Origin of the sequence: Streptosporangium sp. NPDC049046, from assembly GCF_040649155.1 — a bacterium.
Lineage (GTDB): Bacteria > Actinomycetota > Actinomycetes > Streptosporangiales > Streptosporangiaceae > Streptosporangium.
The window spans coordinates 70102-86388 of the sequence record NZ_JBEZEZ010000013.1 but is presented as its reverse complement, the minus strand read 5'-3'; the positions used below and the strand labels follow the sequence as shown (position 1 = coordinate 86388).

The 16287-nt window shown below is 71.6% G+C and carries 14 protein-coding genes; 10 read left to right on the top strand and 4 right to left on the bottom strand.

Annotation, left to right across the window (positions count from 1 at the left end; genetic code table 11):
- Positions 1–2 precede the first annotated feature (2 nt).
- Positions 3–362 carry a nuclear transport factor 2 family protein gene (locus AB0B96_RS20050; protein WP_362900591.1) on the top strand — a complete coding sequence of 120 codons (360 nt, stop codon included), beginning with the start codon at positions 3–5 and terminating at the stop codon, positions 360–362.
- A 127-nt stretch (positions 363–489) separates the two neighbouring features.
- Here AB0B96_RS20050 and deoC read toward each other — a convergent pair whose 3' ends face one another.
- Positions 490–1233, bottom strand: a complete 744-nt coding sequence (gene deoC / locus AB0B96_RS20045) for a deoxyribose-phosphate aldolase (protein WP_362900589.1) — start codon at positions 1231–1233, stop codon at positions 490–492.
- 123 nt (positions 1234–1356) lie between these two features.
- Here deoC and AB0B96_RS20040 point away from each other — a divergent pair, with 123 nt between their 5' ends.
- The 4 genes from AB0B96_RS20040 to AB0B96_RS20025 all read left to right on the top strand — a co-directional run bounded on the left by AB0B96_RS20040 (position 1357) and on the right by AB0B96_RS20025 (position 8458).
- Positions 1357–2121: a GntR family transcriptional regulator gene (locus tag AB0B96_RS20040; protein WP_362900587.1), complete on the top strand. Its 765-nt coding sequence runs from the start codon at positions 1357–1359 to the stop codon at positions 2119–2121.
- Between the two features lie 155 nt (positions 2122–2276).
- Positions 2277–3494 carry a hypothetical protein gene (locus AB0B96_RS20035; protein ID WP_362900585.1) on the top strand — a complete coding sequence of 406 codons (1218 nt, stop codon included), beginning with the start codon at positions 2277–2279 and terminating at the stop codon, positions 3492–3494.
- Positions 3484–4836: a hypothetical protein gene (locus tag AB0B96_RS20030; protein ID WP_362900583.1), complete on the top strand. Its 1353-nt coding sequence runs from the start codon at positions 3484–3486 to the stop codon at positions 4834–4836. Before AB0B96_RS20035 ends, AB0B96_RS20030 begins: the two co-directional genes overlap by 11 nt.
- A gap of 154 nt (positions 4837–4990) precedes the next feature.
- Positions 4991–8458 (top strand): chromosome partitioning protein ParA, encoded by a 3468-nt coding sequence (locus AB0B96_RS20025; protein ID WP_362900581.1) that lies wholly within the window; start codon positions 4991–4993, stop codon positions 8456–8458.
- Positions 8459–8572: 114 nt separating this feature from the next.
- Here the strand turns inward: AB0B96_RS20025 and AB0B96_RS20020 are convergent, their stop codons facing one another.
- A complete protein-coding gene (locus tag AB0B96_RS20020) occupies positions 8573–9499 on the bottom strand; it encodes an NmrA/HSCARG family protein (protein WP_362900579.1) in 927 nt (308 codons plus the stop codon).
- A 104-nt stretch (positions 9500–9603) separates the two neighbouring features.
- Between AB0B96_RS20020 and AB0B96_RS20015 the strand changes: the two genes are divergently transcribed.
- The gene (locus tag AB0B96_RS20015) at positions 9604–10173 is read left to right on the top strand and encodes a TetR/AcrR family transcriptional regulator (RefSeq protein WP_350944141.1); all 570 of its coding nucleotides are present in this window, start codon (positions 9604–9606) and stop codon (positions 10171–10173) included.
- Between the two features lie 284 nt (positions 10174–10457).
- Here the strand turns inward: AB0B96_RS20015 and AB0B96_RS20010 are convergent, their stop codons facing one another.
- Positions 10458–11285 carry a metal-dependent hydrolase gene (locus AB0B96_RS20010; protein ID WP_362900576.1) on the bottom strand — a complete coding sequence of 276 codons (828 nt, stop codon included), beginning with the start codon at positions 11283–11285 and terminating at the stop codon, positions 10458–10460.
- Between the two features lie 214 nt (positions 11286–11499).
- Between AB0B96_RS20010 and AB0B96_RS20005 the strand changes: the two genes are divergently transcribed.
- The 3 genes from AB0B96_RS20005 to AB0B96_RS19995 all read left to right on the top strand — a co-directional run bounded on the left by AB0B96_RS20005 (position 11500) and on the right by AB0B96_RS19995 (position 14358).
- Positions 11500–12291: a carboxypeptidase-like regulatory domain-containing protein gene (locus tag AB0B96_RS20005; RefSeq protein ID WP_362900574.1), complete on the top strand. Its 792-nt coding sequence runs from the start codon at positions 11500–11502 to the stop codon at positions 12289–12291.
- 290 nt (positions 12292–12581) lie between these two features.
- The gene (locus AB0B96_RS20000) at positions 12582–13745 is read left to right on the top strand and encodes a cytochrome P450 (RefSeq protein ID WP_362900572.1); all 1164 of its coding nucleotides are present in this window, start codon (positions 12582–12584) and stop codon (positions 13743–13745) included.
- Between the two features lie 217 nt (positions 13746–13962).
- Entirely contained in the window at positions 13963–14358 is a 396-nt protein-coding gene (locus AB0B96_RS19995; protein ID WP_362900570.1) for a VOC family protein, read from the top strand.
- A gap of 50 nt (positions 14359–14408) precedes the next feature.
- On the opposite strand, the gene tnpA is transcribed toward AB0B96_RS19995, so the two are convergent.
- Positions 14409–14837: an IS200/IS605 family transposase gene (gene tnpA / locus AB0B96_RS19990; protein ID WP_362900568.1), complete on the bottom strand. Its 429-nt coding sequence runs from the start codon at positions 14835–14837 to the stop codon at positions 14409–14411.
- A 23-nt stretch (positions 14838–14860) separates the two neighbouring features.
- On the opposite strand from tnpA, the gene AB0B96_RS19985 reads away from it, so the two are divergent.
- The gene (locus AB0B96_RS19985; protein WP_362900566.1) at positions 14861–16123 is read left to right on the top strand and encodes a transposase; all 1263 of its coding nucleotides are present in this window, start codon (positions 14861–14863) and stop codon (positions 16121–16123) included.
- Positions 16124–16287: the final 164 nt, after the last annotated feature.

The following is a 16287-nucleotide window of genomic DNA, read 5'->3' as shown; positions in this document are numbered from 1 at the left end:
TGATGGAGGACTTGCGGAACGCCGAGCGCCGGCTCCAGACCGCGCAGCTCGCTGGAGATGTCGAGGCGCTGGATCGGCTGCTGGACGATCGGCTGATCTTTACCTTCGGTGCGAGCGTTGCGACCAAGGCGGACGACCTGGAGCTGCACCGCACTCGGACGCAGGTGATGACGAGGGTGGCCGAGGAGGAGTTGACCGTGCTCGCCGATGGGCGCACCGGAGTGACGTGGTTTCTCGGCACCGTCGAAGGGACCCTCTCCGGCGCCCCGTTCGCGGCCAGGATGCGCTACACCCGTACTTGGCTGTACAGCGAGACGCACGGCTGGCGAATCATCGCCGCGCACGCCGGCACGACCGATTGACACAGCCGACACGTTGTCCGACGAGCGGCCGGCCGGATGGTCGCCGGCGAGGTTCGACCGCCCCCGACTCCGGGCCTTCACGGCCCAGGACCCCTGAAGCCACGACAAGCCACAAGGTAGCCCGCCGTCAGTTCGGCGCGCTCGCGGTGGGCGGGTTGCCGTTGCGGCGGCTTTCGAGGTCGTCGAGGATCGCCGCGGTGGCCGTGGCTCCGAAGCGGGTGGCGCCGAGCCGGTGCAGGTGCAGGAGCGCGTCCAGGGTGCGAACGCCTCCGGCCGCCTTGACCTGCATGTGAGAGGACACGGTGCGTCGCATCAGGGCGATGTCGGCGGCCGTCGCCCCACCGGGGGCGAACCCGGTGCTGGTCTTGACGAAGGCCGTGCCCGCGGTCTCGGCGGCCCTGTACCCGGTGGTCTTTTCCTGATCGGTCAGGTAGGCGTTCTCGAAGATCACTTTTACCGGGCGCCCCTCGGCGGCCTGGGCGACGGCGGCGATCTCGTTCTGGACGAACGCGACGTCGCCGCCGCGTAGGCGACCAATGTTGATCACCATGTCGATCTCCTCCGCCCCCAGGGAGATCAGTTCGGCGGTCTCGAAGACCTTCGCCTGCGTGGTGCCGCTGCCGTGCGGGAAGCCGACGACCGTGCCGACGAGAACCCGGCTGCCGCGCAGCGTGGCGACCGCAGCCGCCACATCGGCGGGTCGTACGCACACCGACGCCGTGCGGTACTCCAGGGCGGTCGCCAAGCCGTCCTCGACCTCGGCCGGAGTCAGTTCGGGTCGCAGCAGCGAATGGTCGATCATCTTCGCCACCTCCTCGCGTGAGGGCAGGGGGCCCTCCCAGCGCGGTACGTCGATCGAGGCCACGGACATGATGTTCTCCTTCAGGTCGCCTCGGGTAGGCTGTATATACAGCCTATACAGATCTCGATGACGGTGTCGACTGACGTCACACTGGGAACCGACACCATCCGACCGAGGAGGAGCACACCCGCCATGGCCGCGTCGCAACCGCTGTACGAGCGCATCGAGAAGCAACTGCGACGGCGTCTCGAAGGCGCCGCCGACGGCGATCCGTTCGCCTCCGAGTCGCAGCTGGCGCAGGAGTTCGGTGTCTCCCGGATGACGGCGCGCGCCGCTATGGTCCGGCTGGAACGCGACGGCCTGCTGGAGCGGGTGCCGGGACGGGGCAGCTTCGTGCGCCAGGTCGCCGCCGCCCGGCCGGTCGGCACCCTGCTGAGCTTCCACGACCAGGCCCTCGCCCTCGGCAAGACGCCACGTTCCCGGGTCCTGGAGGCCGCCGTGCGCCCTGCCTCTCCTCAGGAGGCGGCCGCCCTCTATCCGCCGGCCCTCACCACGCGACCCGCGTCCGTGGTCGTCATCAGCCGTGTCCGGCTCTTCGACGACCTGCCCGTGGCCATCGAACACGCCACCTTCCCCGCCACCCTCGACGCGCTGCTCACCGCGGACCTGGAGACGGGATCACTGCATCAGACCCTCCGCCGCCTGGGACTGCATCCGACTCTCGGCTCCTCCGTCCTCACGGCGCGCACAGCCGACGACGACGCACCCGAACTCGACGTCGACCCCACGACACCGATGCTCGTCGAGACGCGCTCCATCGTTGACCAACACGGAAACCTCCTCGAATACACGACCAGCTCCTACGTGGCGCACCGCTACGCGCTCAAGGTCGACTTCTCCGTCTCCGCGCCCGGAAACCCCGCGCGCCCGGCCCTGCCACCCGCGGCCACGTGGTGAGGCGGTGAGGCGGTGAGGCGGTGAGGCGCCACGGTCCGCTGTTCTTCGCCGCTGCCCACCGTTTCCTACGGCCCGTGTTCGGCCGCGTCTCTCCGTGGGGCGCTTCTCCGCGGTCCGGGTCAGGATTGTCGGGCACAAGCCTTACGGTAGGGCGCGTGCCAGAGACGAACCACGAGATCACGCTCGACTCGGCCCTCACCGAGGAGGCCGTGCTCTCGACCTACCGCCGCATGTTCGCGGCGCTCGCCCGCGACAGCGGCGCGGTGGTGGACGACCCCGCGCTGGTCGACATCGCCGAGACGCTGTTCGCCGCGTTCGCCGAGGCGGGCGAGGAGTGGCTGACCCACGAGCAGATGCGCCACGTCTGCCGGGCCTACCCGCTCGACCGGTTCGAGAACCGGCTCAGGGTCCTGCGCGGCCTCGGCGCGATCCGGGAGGTGTTCCCCAAGCCCAACCAGCTTCGCTACCGCGCGTCGTTCACCAGCGTGGTGGGGCTGATGTTCATCCGCAGGATGATGGACGACGGCGGCCAGTCGGAGATGCACCGCCTGCTCGCTCTCGAAGACCTCAACGTGGCCGACCCCCGCACGACGATGGAGGAGGCTCGCGCCAGCGCGCAGAACCTGTCGCGCGCCTTCCGGCTGTGGGCGCTGGAGCTGATCACGCTGACCGGCGGCACCATCGAGGAGCTGCGCGAGCAGGCGCCCAAGCTGTGGGGCACCGAGGAGATCGCCAGGCGGGCGCAGAGCCTGCACGGCACCATCCTCACCCGCTGGCCCGACCTCGACCGCACCTGCACCGAGCTGCGCGCCGCGATCTACTCCTACAGCGACGCCTCGCGCCGCGCCGCCGGGCGCCTGGCCGACTCGGCGGGCACGACGAGAAACCTCACGCTGCTTCCCGCGGAGACCTGGCGCACCTTCGCGCAGACCGCGAGCAAGGAGCGTCTGGCCTCCGTGCTCGACGGCTTCGTCTTCGACGCCCCCGCCCCCTGGCACGACCCGGCGGCGATCGTCAGGGCGGTGGACGAGAGCCCTCGCCCGGCACCCGCCCAGCCCACTCCCCCGCGTTCGGCCCTGCCCGACCCCGGCACCGCCGACACCCACGACCCCGGCACAGGCGGCCTCGACCGCCTGGCCGCGGTGGCCGAGGCCGCGCTCGCCGGGCGCTCCGCCGCCCGCCTGGAGGAGCTGCTCACCGCCGACGGCGAGTGGGTCTCCGCTCGCAGGCTGCTCGCCGACCTCGTCTCGGCCGACCTGCGTCCCGACTCCCCGTACCGCCTGCGCTGGTCCGACGGCCTCACCGCCGCCCCCGGCGGCGAGCCCGCCTGGCTCTCCCACGGCCATCTCGAAAGGACCGGCGGTGCCGACTGATCCGCGACACACGTCGTCCACGACGTCTCCCGCGCACGACCGGGTGGTCGTCACCGGGGTGGCGCACGAGCGGGCGGCGGGATCGGCCGACGCCGAGCCGTCCGGGATGGCACATGTCCGTGCCAGGGCGGGCGGACCTCTCACACTCGCGGCGGGGGAGGCGGCTCCCGCCGGGATGGCGCGGCTGGGGCGCGGCGACGGCACGGGGCTCGCGCTGCCGGTCTGGCCCGACGGGGCGACCCCGTCGCTCCTGGAGGAATACCAGGTCGCGCCGGTCGCGGTGGAACGATCCGGGGAGACCCGGCGGGTGCTGGCCGCGGCCCTGCGATGCTGCTGGACCGATCTCGCCTCCGACCCCTGGCCGGGCACCCCGGCCAGGGTGGACGACGTGCTGTCGGCGTACCGTGCGCTGATCGGGCGCGGCGACGACCTCATGCGCAACTGGGCGGTCGGCGCGCTGCGCCGCCTGCACGACTCGGCCTGGCTGGAGGTCGCCGACGGGCTGGTACGGCTCGGCCCCCGGTGCGCCGCCTGGCCCGCGGCGTCCCACGCCCAACTGCGGGAGCTGATGCGCCGCCTGCCCACGGGTGAGGAGGTTCCCGGCGGCCTGGAGGTGCTCCCTGTCGTCGCGGAGGCTCTCGACGACGCGGAGGCGGGAGCCGCTGTCACGATCCCCGAGGAGGTCGACGAGGATCTGCTCGGTCCGTTCGACGAGCGGCGCAGGGCAGAGGTCGTGGCTGCGTTCATGGCGGTGGAGCACGCGGCCGAACCGGTGCACGAGGCCCGTTTTCCCGCGCTGCGCGACCCGGTGCTGCGCCGTACGCTCGCCGAGATGCTGGAGCGTCGCGGCCGGGTCCTGATCCACGACCGTGACGCGTGGATCTCGGGTTACGCGCCCGAGACGCTCACGGGAACGGGAACGGGAACGGGAACGGGAACGGGAACAGGCTCGGGGACGGGGACGGGAGCAGGCTCGGGCTCGGCTCTGGGTGAGTCCGAGCGGGCGGTTCTGGTCCTCGTGCTGATCCACTCGGTGGCGATCCCGCGGGCCGACGGCCTGCTGCCCGCCGACAGCTGGCTCTCGCCGTTCCCCGCCCAGGTCGACGAGCTTCGGCGGCACACCAGGTTGCCGATCGGCGAGCTGGACGCCGCGCTGCGCACCCTGCGCCACGCGGGTCTGGTGACCCAGATGAAGGCGGGCGAGGAGGCGGGGGGTTACGTGCCGGGGCCGCAGTTCCACCGGCTCACCCCGCAGGCCAGGCGCCACCTGCAGGAGGAGCTGATCCTCGCGGCGGGGCCGCACACCCCGCTGGCCGCGGCCGTACGGGCCAACCGGCGGTGAGCGGACCCGATGACGGAGTGCCGGGGTCCCGCCGGGCCGACCGCCTGGCGGGCGTGAGGTGGCCCTCTCTCATGACGAGCCGAAACCGGAACGAGGTCCCGGAGATCCGGTGCTCCGGGCGCCGGAAGCCGGATGGAAGAAAGGAACGACGGGGTTGACCGAGCAGCGGAACCAGGCCGCGAAGAGCTCGCGCGAAAGCCGAGCCCGGGGCGCGGAAACCCGCGCCGACACGGCCGGGGCCGAAAACGCCCAGGCTGCAACCTCCCAGGGCGAGGTCACCGGAGCCACCCGCGCCAAGAAGGTCAGGGCGGAGGGCACTCGGAGCGAGGACGTCAAGGACTCCCGGGGGGAGAGCGGCAGGAGGAATCGGGCAAAGAGCACCCTGAGCGGGGAGGTCACGGTCTCCCAGGGGGAGGGCGGCGGAAAGGCCCGGCGGAGCGGGGAGAGCGGAGGCTCCGGGGACACGGGCGGGACGCAGGCGACCCTGGTCCCCGTGGAGCCGGCCCGCGCCACCGCCCCGAGCGAGAACGTGGTGGGCGACCGGGTGCTGATCGCCGTGCAGCCGGTCAACATCTCGCGGCTCTCGACCCATCCGGTGCCGACCGTTCCCGGCACGCTGATCGTGGTCGCGGGCGCGGGGCCGAAGGACTCCAACGGCGCGGGCAAGTCGTCGTTCATCGCGATGATCACCGCGCTGCTCGGAGACGAGCAGTGGCGGTTCGCCTCGGGCGCGAAGGCGGTCTCCGAGCTGCTGTTCAACGCCGAACTCGCGGCGGGCGGGGGTGGCCGCACGTGGGCCAGTGCCGACCACGGCTACATCGTCGGCGTTTTCGCACCGGCCGACTCCGTGCACACCGGACGCAACGGCTCCTCGCGGAGCGGTCCCGTCCGCACCGGCTCCGGCCACACCGTTGCCGGAAGCGCCGACCCCGTGGACGACACCGGTCCCGCGAACGGCGACTCCCCGGGCATCGGCCACCCGAATGGCGACTCCCCCGACCACGCCTCCCTGGACGACGCGGTGACCGTGTGGCTGCGGGTCAACCAGGAGGCCCCGCACCTGGAGATCCGCTGGATCCAGGGGGTGCACCTGGCGGTGGCGGCCTCAGAGGCGGAGCGGGTGACGCGGGCCGACGCGCTGTGGGCGACGCTGCCCCGCTCGGCGGGACGCCGCGACGTGGTGGCGCGTGATCTGACCAGGTTCCTGTACGGCGACCGCGTCAGGTGCGTGTCGTTCCTGTCGACCTCGGTACGCAGCAAGGTCGCCACCAACCTGCTCTCCCAGCCGCTCAACGAGATCTCCCCCGAGCGGGTCTTCGAGGCGATCGCCGCGTTGACCGGCCTGGACGCCGAGCTCGACCAGGAGCGGGAGGCCCGCCGCGACGAGCACGCCAGGCGGGTGCGGGCGACGCGGGCCGTGGAGCTGCTGCGGGAGTTCGAGGCCGAGTCCCACACGCTCCTGGAGACCTTCGACAGGCGTGACCGTGCCCGCGTCCGGCTGGCCGGTGCGCTGCGCTGCTGGCGAGGGCGGCTGGCGCGCAGGCTCACCGACGCCGGGCAGCGGGACGAGGCGCTCGCGGCCGAGCTGGAGCGGGTCCACGCGGCGGGCGCGCGTGCCACCGAGGCGATCGGTGAGGTCAGGGCCGAGATCGCCACGCTCAAGGACGACACGCTGGAGCGAGGGCTGGCCGAGGCCCGCAGGGAGCTGAGCGCGCTGCAGGCACGCGCGGCGAAGCTGGACGCCGACCGCGCGGTGGCGGAGAACTCGGTCGACGAGCTGCGCGGCTGGATCCCCGGTCTTGAGGAGCAGCGCCGCCTGGCCGACGGGCGCGACGTGACGACGGCCGGTGCGGAGCTGACCGAGGCGAGGACGCGGCTGAACGAGGCGCTGAAAGCGCTGGGCGTGGCCGACCGGGAGGCCGAGGGGGCGAAGGCCGCGCTGGACGACGCCGAAGGTGGCCCGGCGGCGGCCCAGCTCAACGCGCTCGCCGCTGCGGGTCTCGGCGCGACCGGCCTGCTCGACGCGATCGACGTCGCCGAGCAGGCGCGCGACGAGGAGGGCGCGCCGGGCCGGGACGGCCGGGTGGGGCCCGCGCTGGGAGCCCGCGGATGGCCGCACGAGCACACGGTCGTCGTCGACGCGGCCGACCTGGAGGCGGCGGCTCGGGCGCTGGACGCGCTGCCGGGGTCCGTGCTGGTCAGCGCGGCGGGCGTCACCGTGGTGGGATCGTTCGAGGTGGCCGTCACCGGCAGGGAGGCCCGCATCAAGGCGGCCGAGCAGCGGCTGCACCGGGCGCGCGACGCGCAGGAGAGCGCGGCGGCGGTCGTGCGGGCCGCCGAGGACGCCGTGGCCGAGGCGGGCAGGAGGCTTGAGGGGGCGAAGGCGTCCGTGCAGCTGGCCGACATCGAGCGGCGGCTCGCCGAGCGCAGGGGCGCGCTCACCGAGCTGTCCGAGGCGCTGGCCACGATCGCGCCGAAGGTCGACGAGGCCGAGCGCCGGGCGAGCGCCCTGGACTTCCGCGCCCGTACGAGAAGCATGGAGATCGAGCGTCTGGAGGGGCGTAGGGCCAGGTACGAGTCCGACCGTGACCAGGCCGCGGAACAGGCGGCGAGGATCACCGCCGACCGCGACGCGCTCGGGCTGGACGCGCTGGCCGGCGACTGGGGCGGCACCCTCGACGGAGCCCGCGAGTGGCTGGGCGCCCTGGAGGAGCAGGAGCGTCCGCTCACCTCCGAGGAGTGGTGGCGGGCCGCCGAGCGCCACCTGGACGAGGCGCTGCGCGACACCTTCCCCGCCTTTCCCGGCGAGGACGAGGAGATGCCCGAGGAACTGCGCTTCCTGGTCGGCGAACGGACCGCGCCCGGTGCCGGGCGCACCGCCCGCGAGCAGGCGACGTTCCCCGGCGTGTGCTCCACGCTCGCCTCCTACCTGCGCGGCCAGGAGGAGTACGAGCGGCATCGGCGCCGCCAGATCGAGACGCAGATCGTCACCCGGCAGCGCGACCTGACGGCCGCGGCCAGGGGTGCCGAGGAGGCCGCCCAGTCCACCGCCGTGCACCGGGCCGCGCTGACCGCCGCGATCAAGGCGCGGCTGACCCGGGTGGCCGAGGAGTTCGACAAACTCGACACCTCCTACGGTGGTTACGGCGCGACGCTGGAGTTTCCCGTGCCGCCCGCGCCCGCCGACCCCGAGCAGCGCTGGGCGTGGCGGGTGACGCCCAAGTGGCGCAGGGGCGAGGGGCAGGGCTTCGTGCCGTACAACCGGCGGGCCAACACCGCGCTGATGGACGAGAAGGCGGTGAAGCTGGTCTGCGCGGCGGCGATCGCGTCCTCAGGGGGCGGGCACCTGTGCCTGGTCCTCGACGAGCTGGGCCGCAACCTCGGCAAGGAGCACCGCAGGGAGGCGGTGGCGCTGTTCCGCAGGATCGGCGAGACGTACGGGATCACGGTGATCGGCGCGCTGCAGGACGACATGGAGCCCTACGCCGTCGACGCCTGCGGACAGTACGTCAAACTGCGCCGCTCCTCCGACGCCATGCCGTACAACGAGCCGCCGGTCGTCATCGGCCACGACCTGCACGCCGAACGGGTGCGCGCCCTGGCCTCCGCGGTGAGCAGGTGAGCGTCCCGCGGTCGCGGCGCGGACGCGCGCCGCGACCGAGGACCACCCGCCGGAGGCCGGGGCCGCCGAGCGGGGACGGTCGGGGCGACCGTCCCCGCTCGGCGTCAGGTGGTGTCAGGCGGCGAGCCGCATGTGCTCGTACGCCCATTCCTCGAAGGTCGTGAGCGGGATGCCGAAGGCCCGCGCGTACTCCGGACGGGCGGGCTGCTCGACCGTGTTGAGGAACTCGTGGGAGGAGACGCCCGCCCACGGCATTCCGGCTGCGACCGCCTCCTCCATGGTCATGTCGGGCGCGGTCACCTCGGTTCCCAGGGTGCGGGAGAGAACGGCGGCGACCTCGGCCATCGTCAGATAGTCGCCGGCCAGCTCCAGTTCGACCTTGTGGAAGCGTTCCGGCTCGGCGATGGCCGCGGCGGCGGTCGTGCCGACGTCGGCGGCCGCGACGAGGGAGAGCCGGGTGCCGGGCTTCAGCACGGTCGCGAGGCCGCCCCCGATGCCGCGCGGGAACAGGTACGCCAGGGACGGGAGGAAGTTCTCCATGAAGAAGCCCGGTTTGATGATCGTCCAGTGCGTGAAGCCCGCCTCACGCACCCGGTCCTGTGCGCCGGACTTGGCGGCGAAGCCGGGCTCAAGCATCGCCCAGCGGCCCTCGGCCCAGCCGGGGGTCTCCACGTGCTGCCCCGCGCCGGTCACGGAGGTGTGCACGAACTGCGGCACGTCCGCGGCCAGCGCTCCCTCGACCAGGTTGACGGCCTGGGTCAGCTCGCCCTCGAAGTCGAAGGCGTCTCCCTTCAGCGCGGGCATCTGCATCGAGAAGACGGCCCGGGCTCCTCGCGCGGCTCTCACCAGGGAGTCTCGGTCGTCGAGGTCGCCGGTGACCAGTTCGGCGCCGAGCGCCTCGACCGCCCGTGCCCGGTCGGTCGTGGGGTCGCGGACCAGCGCCCGGACGGGAACGCCGTTGGCGAGCAGGGCGCGGGTGGTGGCGCCCCCCTGCCGTCCGGTGGCGCCGGTGACCAGGACGGGTGCGGGATTGGTGGGCATGAGGCCTCTCCTCGGGTGATCGCCGATTAAACGGCGGACCCCGCCGTTTATATTCGAGTAAGATACGGCGGGCCCCGCCACTTAGCAAATGTTGAGGTGAGACCATGCCCGTCAAGCGGGCGGACGCCCGGCGCAACTACGCGCGCCTGCTCGCCGTGGCCGAGGAGGCGGTCGCCACGTACGGCGCCGACGCGTCCCTGGAGGAGATCGCCCGCACCGCGGGGGTCGGATCCGCCACCGTGCGCCGCCACTTCCCCAGCCGCCACGCACTGCTGCAGGCGGTCTTCCGCGAGCGGGTCGAGGCCCTGTGCGCCCGTGCCCGCGCGTTGACCGAGAGAACCGACACCCGGGCCGCACTTCTGGAGTGGCTACGCGCCGTCACCGCGGACGCCGCGACCATCCGAGGGCTGGCCATCGCACTGACCCGCGAACGGGCGGCCGGCCCCGACGTGGCTCCCGAGAACTGCTGCTCGGCGCAACTCACCGAGGCGGGCGCCCCCCTGGCGCGCCGCGCCGCGGACGACGGCGCCCTCGCACCGGGCGTGACCATCACCGACCTGCTCAACCTGATCACCGGCATCGCCCTGGCCACGGAGCACCACCCGGACCCCGCCACCGAGGCGGACCGGCTGTTCGCCCTCACCGTGGCGGGGGTGAGCCCTCCTCGGCGGTGAGCGCCACGCTCCGGAGTGAACGCCGGCGCGTGGTCACCCCCATCCCCCGCCACCGCGGCGTTCCCGTCCACCCTTCGCATCACGGAGCCCTCACAGCCGCCGGACGCGTGACGCCAGGTGCCTCCAGACGACCGGCTCGCCCCGGTAGCGGCTGAGCACCGCGGGGTGCGGGGAGGACCGATCCGTTCAAGGGCAGCGGACCGGTGAGCGCGTTCGAGCGCTGCTCACCGACCCGGACAGTGCCGTTTCGGGGCGATTCAGCGCCCTTCTGCGTCCTTCAGCTGTTACGAGGGAGGGCTCACGATGCTGCGCATCGTGAACTCCGCGTCCTGGAGGGAGAGGGAGACGCGCACGGAGCCCAGTTCGGAGGTTCGGGAGACGTGCGTCCCACCGCAGGGGATGCTCGCCTCGCCCTCGGGCAGCGAGCAACGCCACGTCCGCCGCCCCGACAGGGACGGAGACGGGCTGTCGACCGTGACCGGCGCGTCGGCCGCGATCCACTCCACGAGCTGCTCGTCGATCCGCCGGGTGAGGTCGCCGAGGTCGAGGTCCCCCGCCTCGAACCCCTTCCTCCGCAGGGACTTGCCCAGGCGGTAGACGTCGCTGCTGCCGTGTTCCACGATCCGCGACGTGGTGATCGCAGCCTGGTCGAAGTCGGGACGGCCGAGCGAGTCGGGCTTCACCTCCTTGCGCCACCGGTCGGCCAGTGCCGCGTTGAGGGCCAGGGCGGTGAGGTGGCACGCGGTGTGCCCGGCGGAGAGCGCCGAGCGGTACGCCTCGTCGACGGCCAGCACGACCGGTCCGGCGTCCCCGGTGACCGGTTGCTCCAGCACGTGCACCACGAGCCAGTCCCACCCCTCGGCGCCGCGTCGCACCGGGATCTCCTCCCCCAGATAGAGCCGCTCGCCGTCCGACGCACCGGTCACGCAGTCGAGGACCGGCAGCCCGTTCACGGTCCCCCGGTCGGCGGGCTGGTCAGGCCAGGTGTGGTCCAGGGGATGGAACGGAGTCTCCGCCGTCACCACCCCGTAGCCGCCGTCCAGCGGTGTGGCCGAGACCACTCTCGAAACCCCGTGCACGTCGCCGTGCGGATAGGTGACCTGGGTGTCCATGACTGATCCGTGACTCCAATCGTTCCGTGTCGTCCCCCGATTCGTGAGGACCGCGCCGGACACGATAGGGCCTCGCGGTCCCCTCGATCCGGACTCCTCCGAGCATCAGGCGGTCTTCGCGGCAGCGGCACCGACGAGGCGGGCGGCGCGCGGACGATCCGCGGGATCGTCACTTCCAAGTGAATTACAAGATCGTGCGCCTAGGGTCACCGACGTGCGAGAAGTGATCGTCGTGGGTGTTCTCATCGCGGCCCTGAGTGGCTGCGCGTTGGAAGGCGAGGAGCGGATGACGGGTACGGCCGATGCCGGGCGAGAGACCACCGCGGAGCGGCAGGCCGGGGCGGAGCAGGTCGAGGCCGGAGTGCTCAAGGGGCGGGTCGTCGACGCGGCGGGCAGGCCCGTCGCGGGCGCGGAGATCGTCGCCGACAACCAGCTGCTGTACAACAGCAACCTGGTCGTGACGACCGACAAGGACGGCCGCTACCGGGTGAGCAGCGACGTCGCCGCGGCCACCTTCCGGGTGACCGGCACCGTGACCCGCCGCTTCGAGGGCCGCGCCTACACGATGGACCTGACCCCCCACGACGACGCCTCCTTCGCCGGTGCGGACGGTGCGATCCGCGACTTCACCTGGCGGCTCACCGGTGAGCGATCCGACGGGCTGGGTTCCTACGGCGGCATGGTCCTCTTCTACCTGGAGTTCTACAACCCGCAGAACCCGCAGACCTTCCTGCAGGACGAGGACGTCACGCTCACCCTGACTCCGCAGGGGCCGTTGATCGACGGCTCGGCCGGCGAGGTCATCACCCGCCGAGCCGAGCGCGGCGGCGACGGCTGGGGGCTGCTGGACGTGCCCATCGGCCGCTACCGGATCACCGCCGAGCATCTCGGGCACCCTCTGAAGATCCGGATTCGCGACACCGGCGAGTACGGCGAGTCCGTCGTCGCCGACTTCGAGCGCCTCCTGAGCACCGTCTACCAGATTCAGCTCGATCTCAAGCCTTGACGAGGCGTCCAAGGCGCCCGGGCGCATGGCCGACGGGAGTCCGAAGGGCGAAGGTCGCGCTGGAGGACGCCGAGGGCGGCCCGGCTCAACGCGCTCGCCGAGGCGGGCCGGCTGTCCGCCCTCACCGTGGAAGCCCTCCTCAGCGGTGAGCGCCGCACTCCGGCGGCGGGTGCCCTCGCCTCTCTCCAACGACCGCGAAGGACACCATCGAGTGCCGGTTCGACTGGGATTGCACGCTCGTTCCATTGACGAGATCTTGTGGGGGTAACCGATCCCCCTCAGGAGCCGACATGCTGCCCCTTCACATGCGCCGCCGGGAGTTTCACCCCGATCCCGAACTCGCCACCGCCCGCGAGGAACCCGGCCTGCGGCGTGTTCCCACGCCCTACGGCCAGGAGGCCTGGCTGGTCACCCGTTACGACGACGTGCGCGACGTGCTCAGAAACGCCGAGCTGTTCAGCTACGCCAGCGGCATCAACCTGCCGCCGATGAGTGAGGAGCAGGCCAAACGTATCCGCGCGGGCGCGCTGCTGATGATGGATCCGCCCGACCACACCCGGTTACGCCGCATGCTGACCCCCGAGTTCACCATGCGCCGTATCCGTCGGCTGGAGCCCAGGGTCCGCGAGATCGTCGCCGACCACCTGGACGCGATGGAGCGTACCGGCGCGCCGGCCGATCTCGTCTCCCAGTTCGCCACCCCGATTCCCGCGCTGGTCATCTGCGAACTGCTCGGGGTGCCCTACGAGGACCGAGACTCCTTCCAGGCCGGCAGCGTCGCGGTCCTCGACTTCAACCGCTCGCCCGAGGAGCGCGGAAGGGCTCAGATGGAGTTGGTCGCCTACATGACCGGGCTGGTCGGGCGGGCGCGGGCCGAACCGGGTGAGGACCTGATCGGCATGCTGGTCCGCGAGCACGGCGATGACCTCACGACCGACGAACTGGTCGGCATCGGCGGGTTGTTGCTGGTCGCCGGGCACGAGACGACGGCCAACATGATCGGCCTGGGCACGCTGGCGTTGCTGCGACACCCCGACCAGCTCGACCTGTTCCGCGAGGACCCCGGCAGGGCCGGCGGCCTGGTCGAGGAGCTGCTGCGCTGGCTGACGATCGTCCACCAGGGCGCCACCAAGGTGGCCATGGCCGACACCGAGATCGGCGGCGTGCCGATCGCGAAGGGCGACGTCGTGGTGGTCTCCCTGCCCGCCGCCAACCGCGACCCGGCGCTGACCGGGGACCCGGAGCGGCTCGACATCGAACGGCCCGACCTGGCCCACGTCGCGTTCGGTTACGGCGCGCACCACTGCATCGGGGCTCCACTGGCCCGGATGGAGATGCGCATCGCGTTCTCCGCCCTGTTCGACCGTTTCCCCGGGCTGCGAGAGGCGGGCGAGCCGGAGTTTCGTTCGTTCAACGTCGTGTACGGCCTGTCGGCGTTCCCCGTCGCCTGGTGATCCACCGTCCCGGGGGCGCCGGTGACGGCTAACCCGCCGGGCGGCACGGGTTCGGGCGGCACGGACACCCGCCGCCCGCGCTCGGCGAAGCTGCCGGTCCTCATGGACCGGTACGGGCGGCACGGGCACCCGCACCCTTTGTCGTCAGGGGTTATCCGAACGTCTTTCCGGGCAGCACGCGGCCATGCGTGGACGATCAACTGCTCACAGCTGGGGCGTGGTGCTCGACGCACCCGACGCCCAGGCGCTCGCGCGGTTCTACGCGCGCCTTCTCGACTGGAGGATCACCAAGGACGAAGTCGACTGGGTCACGGTCGCACCGGCCGACGGGGGAGCGTATCTGGCGTTCCAAACCTCCACCGACTACGTACGCCCGGTCTGGCCGTCCGCCGACGGCTCGCAGCAGATGATGATGCACCTCGACCTGGAGGTCGGCGACCTTCACGACGCGGTGGCCCACGCGCTCGGAGAGGGCGCGACACTCGCCGCCCACCAGCCGCAGGACGACGTCCGAGTCCTTCTCGATCCCGCCGGGCACCCGTTCTGTCTCTACCAAGTTCGTCGGCAGTGCTCCGGCCTTCAGGCCGGGGGTGAAGCCGGCCGTCCCGCGTAGCGGGGCAGGAATAGCCGATTCGCCGCCAGGCGAACCGGCGTCTGCCTTGCTCAAAGTGGTCGTTGCTGCTGCTCGATGTACTGGCGCAGGACCGTCAGCGGTGCTCCACCCACCGATCCGGCGAAGTAGGAGCCGGACCAGAAATGCCCGCCCCACAGATATTGGCGGACGTGGGAGGTGTATTCCTTGCGGAGCAGGCGCGCCGAGACGCCTTTGAGGCTGTTGACCAGTTTCGAGAGGGCCACTTTGGGTGGGTAGTGGATGAGCAGGTGGACATGGTCGTGTTCGCCGGTGAACTCGCGGAGTTCGGCCTCGAAGTCCGTGCACACCTCCCGCATGATCTCCTCGCAGCGGGTCAGCATCGCGTCGGTGAACACCCCACGCCGGTATTTTGTGACGAACACCAAATGAACGTGAAGGCTGTAGACGACATGGCGTCCGGTGCGGACATCGGGATTCGGTTCCCATCGCGGTGACATAAACCAAACGCTACGATCATCAAGTGAAGCAGGAGAAGCGGGTCCGGGCGCACGTGGCGCGTCTCGCCCTGACCGCCGCGCAAAGCGCGCTGCTGGACGGTCAGGCGCACACCGCTCGCACGCTATGGAACCTGCTGCACGAATACACCACGTTCCGCCAGGGCCGACTGGCTCCGGTGAAAGCGTGCGACCAGGCAATCCGGGTCGCCCGCCACCAGATCGCCTGGATGGCCCGGCTTCCCGCCCAGGCCGCCCAGGCGGTGCTGAAGACCTACCGGCAGGCATGGGTGAACTTCTTCAACCCCGACCATCCGGCCGAACGTCCGACGTTCAAGTCCCGGCGTTCCCGGATGGCGGTGGACGTTCCCCAAGCCCGTGACCTGCACATCGGGAGGATCAACCGGCGGTGGGGAGCGGTCAACCTGCCCAAAGTCGGCCGGGTCCGGTTCCGGTGGACCAAAGACCTGCCCGGCGTCACCCGAGGCGGGCCAGCCGGGCGGATCACCGGTGCCCGGCTGGTCAAGGACGCCTACGGCTGGCAGATCGTCTTTCGTGCCGAGATCCCAGCCGTGATCTCGGCACCGCATCCGGGTGGCCGGATCGGTATCGACCGGGGCATCAACGTCGCCCTGGCCATGTCGGACGGCACCACCCGTGAACATGGGCCGTGGCTGAGTGAGGGGGAGAAAGAACGGCTGCGCCGGTTGGAGAAGAAGGCCGCCCGGCAACGGGCCACCCATCGCACGGGCCAGCCGATCTCGAACCGGCAGGCCCGCACCTACCGCCAGATCGGCAGGCTCCGCGCGACAGCCAAGCGCCGAGCCGTCTGCTGGCAGCACCAGACCAGCACCGAACTCGCCGAAGCGTTCAGTGAGATCGGGGTGGAAGACCTGCAGATCACCAACATGATCCGCTCAGCACGCGGCACCGCCGAGCAGCCCGGCCGTAACATCGCACAGAAAGCCGGGCTGAACCGGGCGATCAGCGGCGAAGCCTGGGGCCGAACCGTCACCATGCTGGAGTACAAGACCGCTGATCGCGGCGGCCGGGTGGTGAAAGTCCCGGCGGCAGGCACGTCGCAGACCTGCCACCGATGCCGTCACCGCGACCCGGCCGCCCGCGACGGGATCAGGTTCTCCTGCACCAACCGCGCATGCGGGTGGACCGGTCACGCCGACACCAACGCCGCGATCAATATCGAAACCGCCGCAGGAACTGTGGTGGCAGGACGTGGAGACTCAGGGGTTACCCGGTCTGTGAAGCGTCAACCCCCGCGCGCCGCTTGACCGCGACGTGACGGGAGAATCTCCGGCCTTCAGGCCGGGGAGGAGTTCAAACGGACGGGTGACGAGCCACCCGGGGAGCGACGCCGCGTGCACACCGGCATGCCGGTGTGCACCAGGGAATCTCCGGCACGGAGCGGACGGTATGGCCTCTCTCCGGAAGGAGA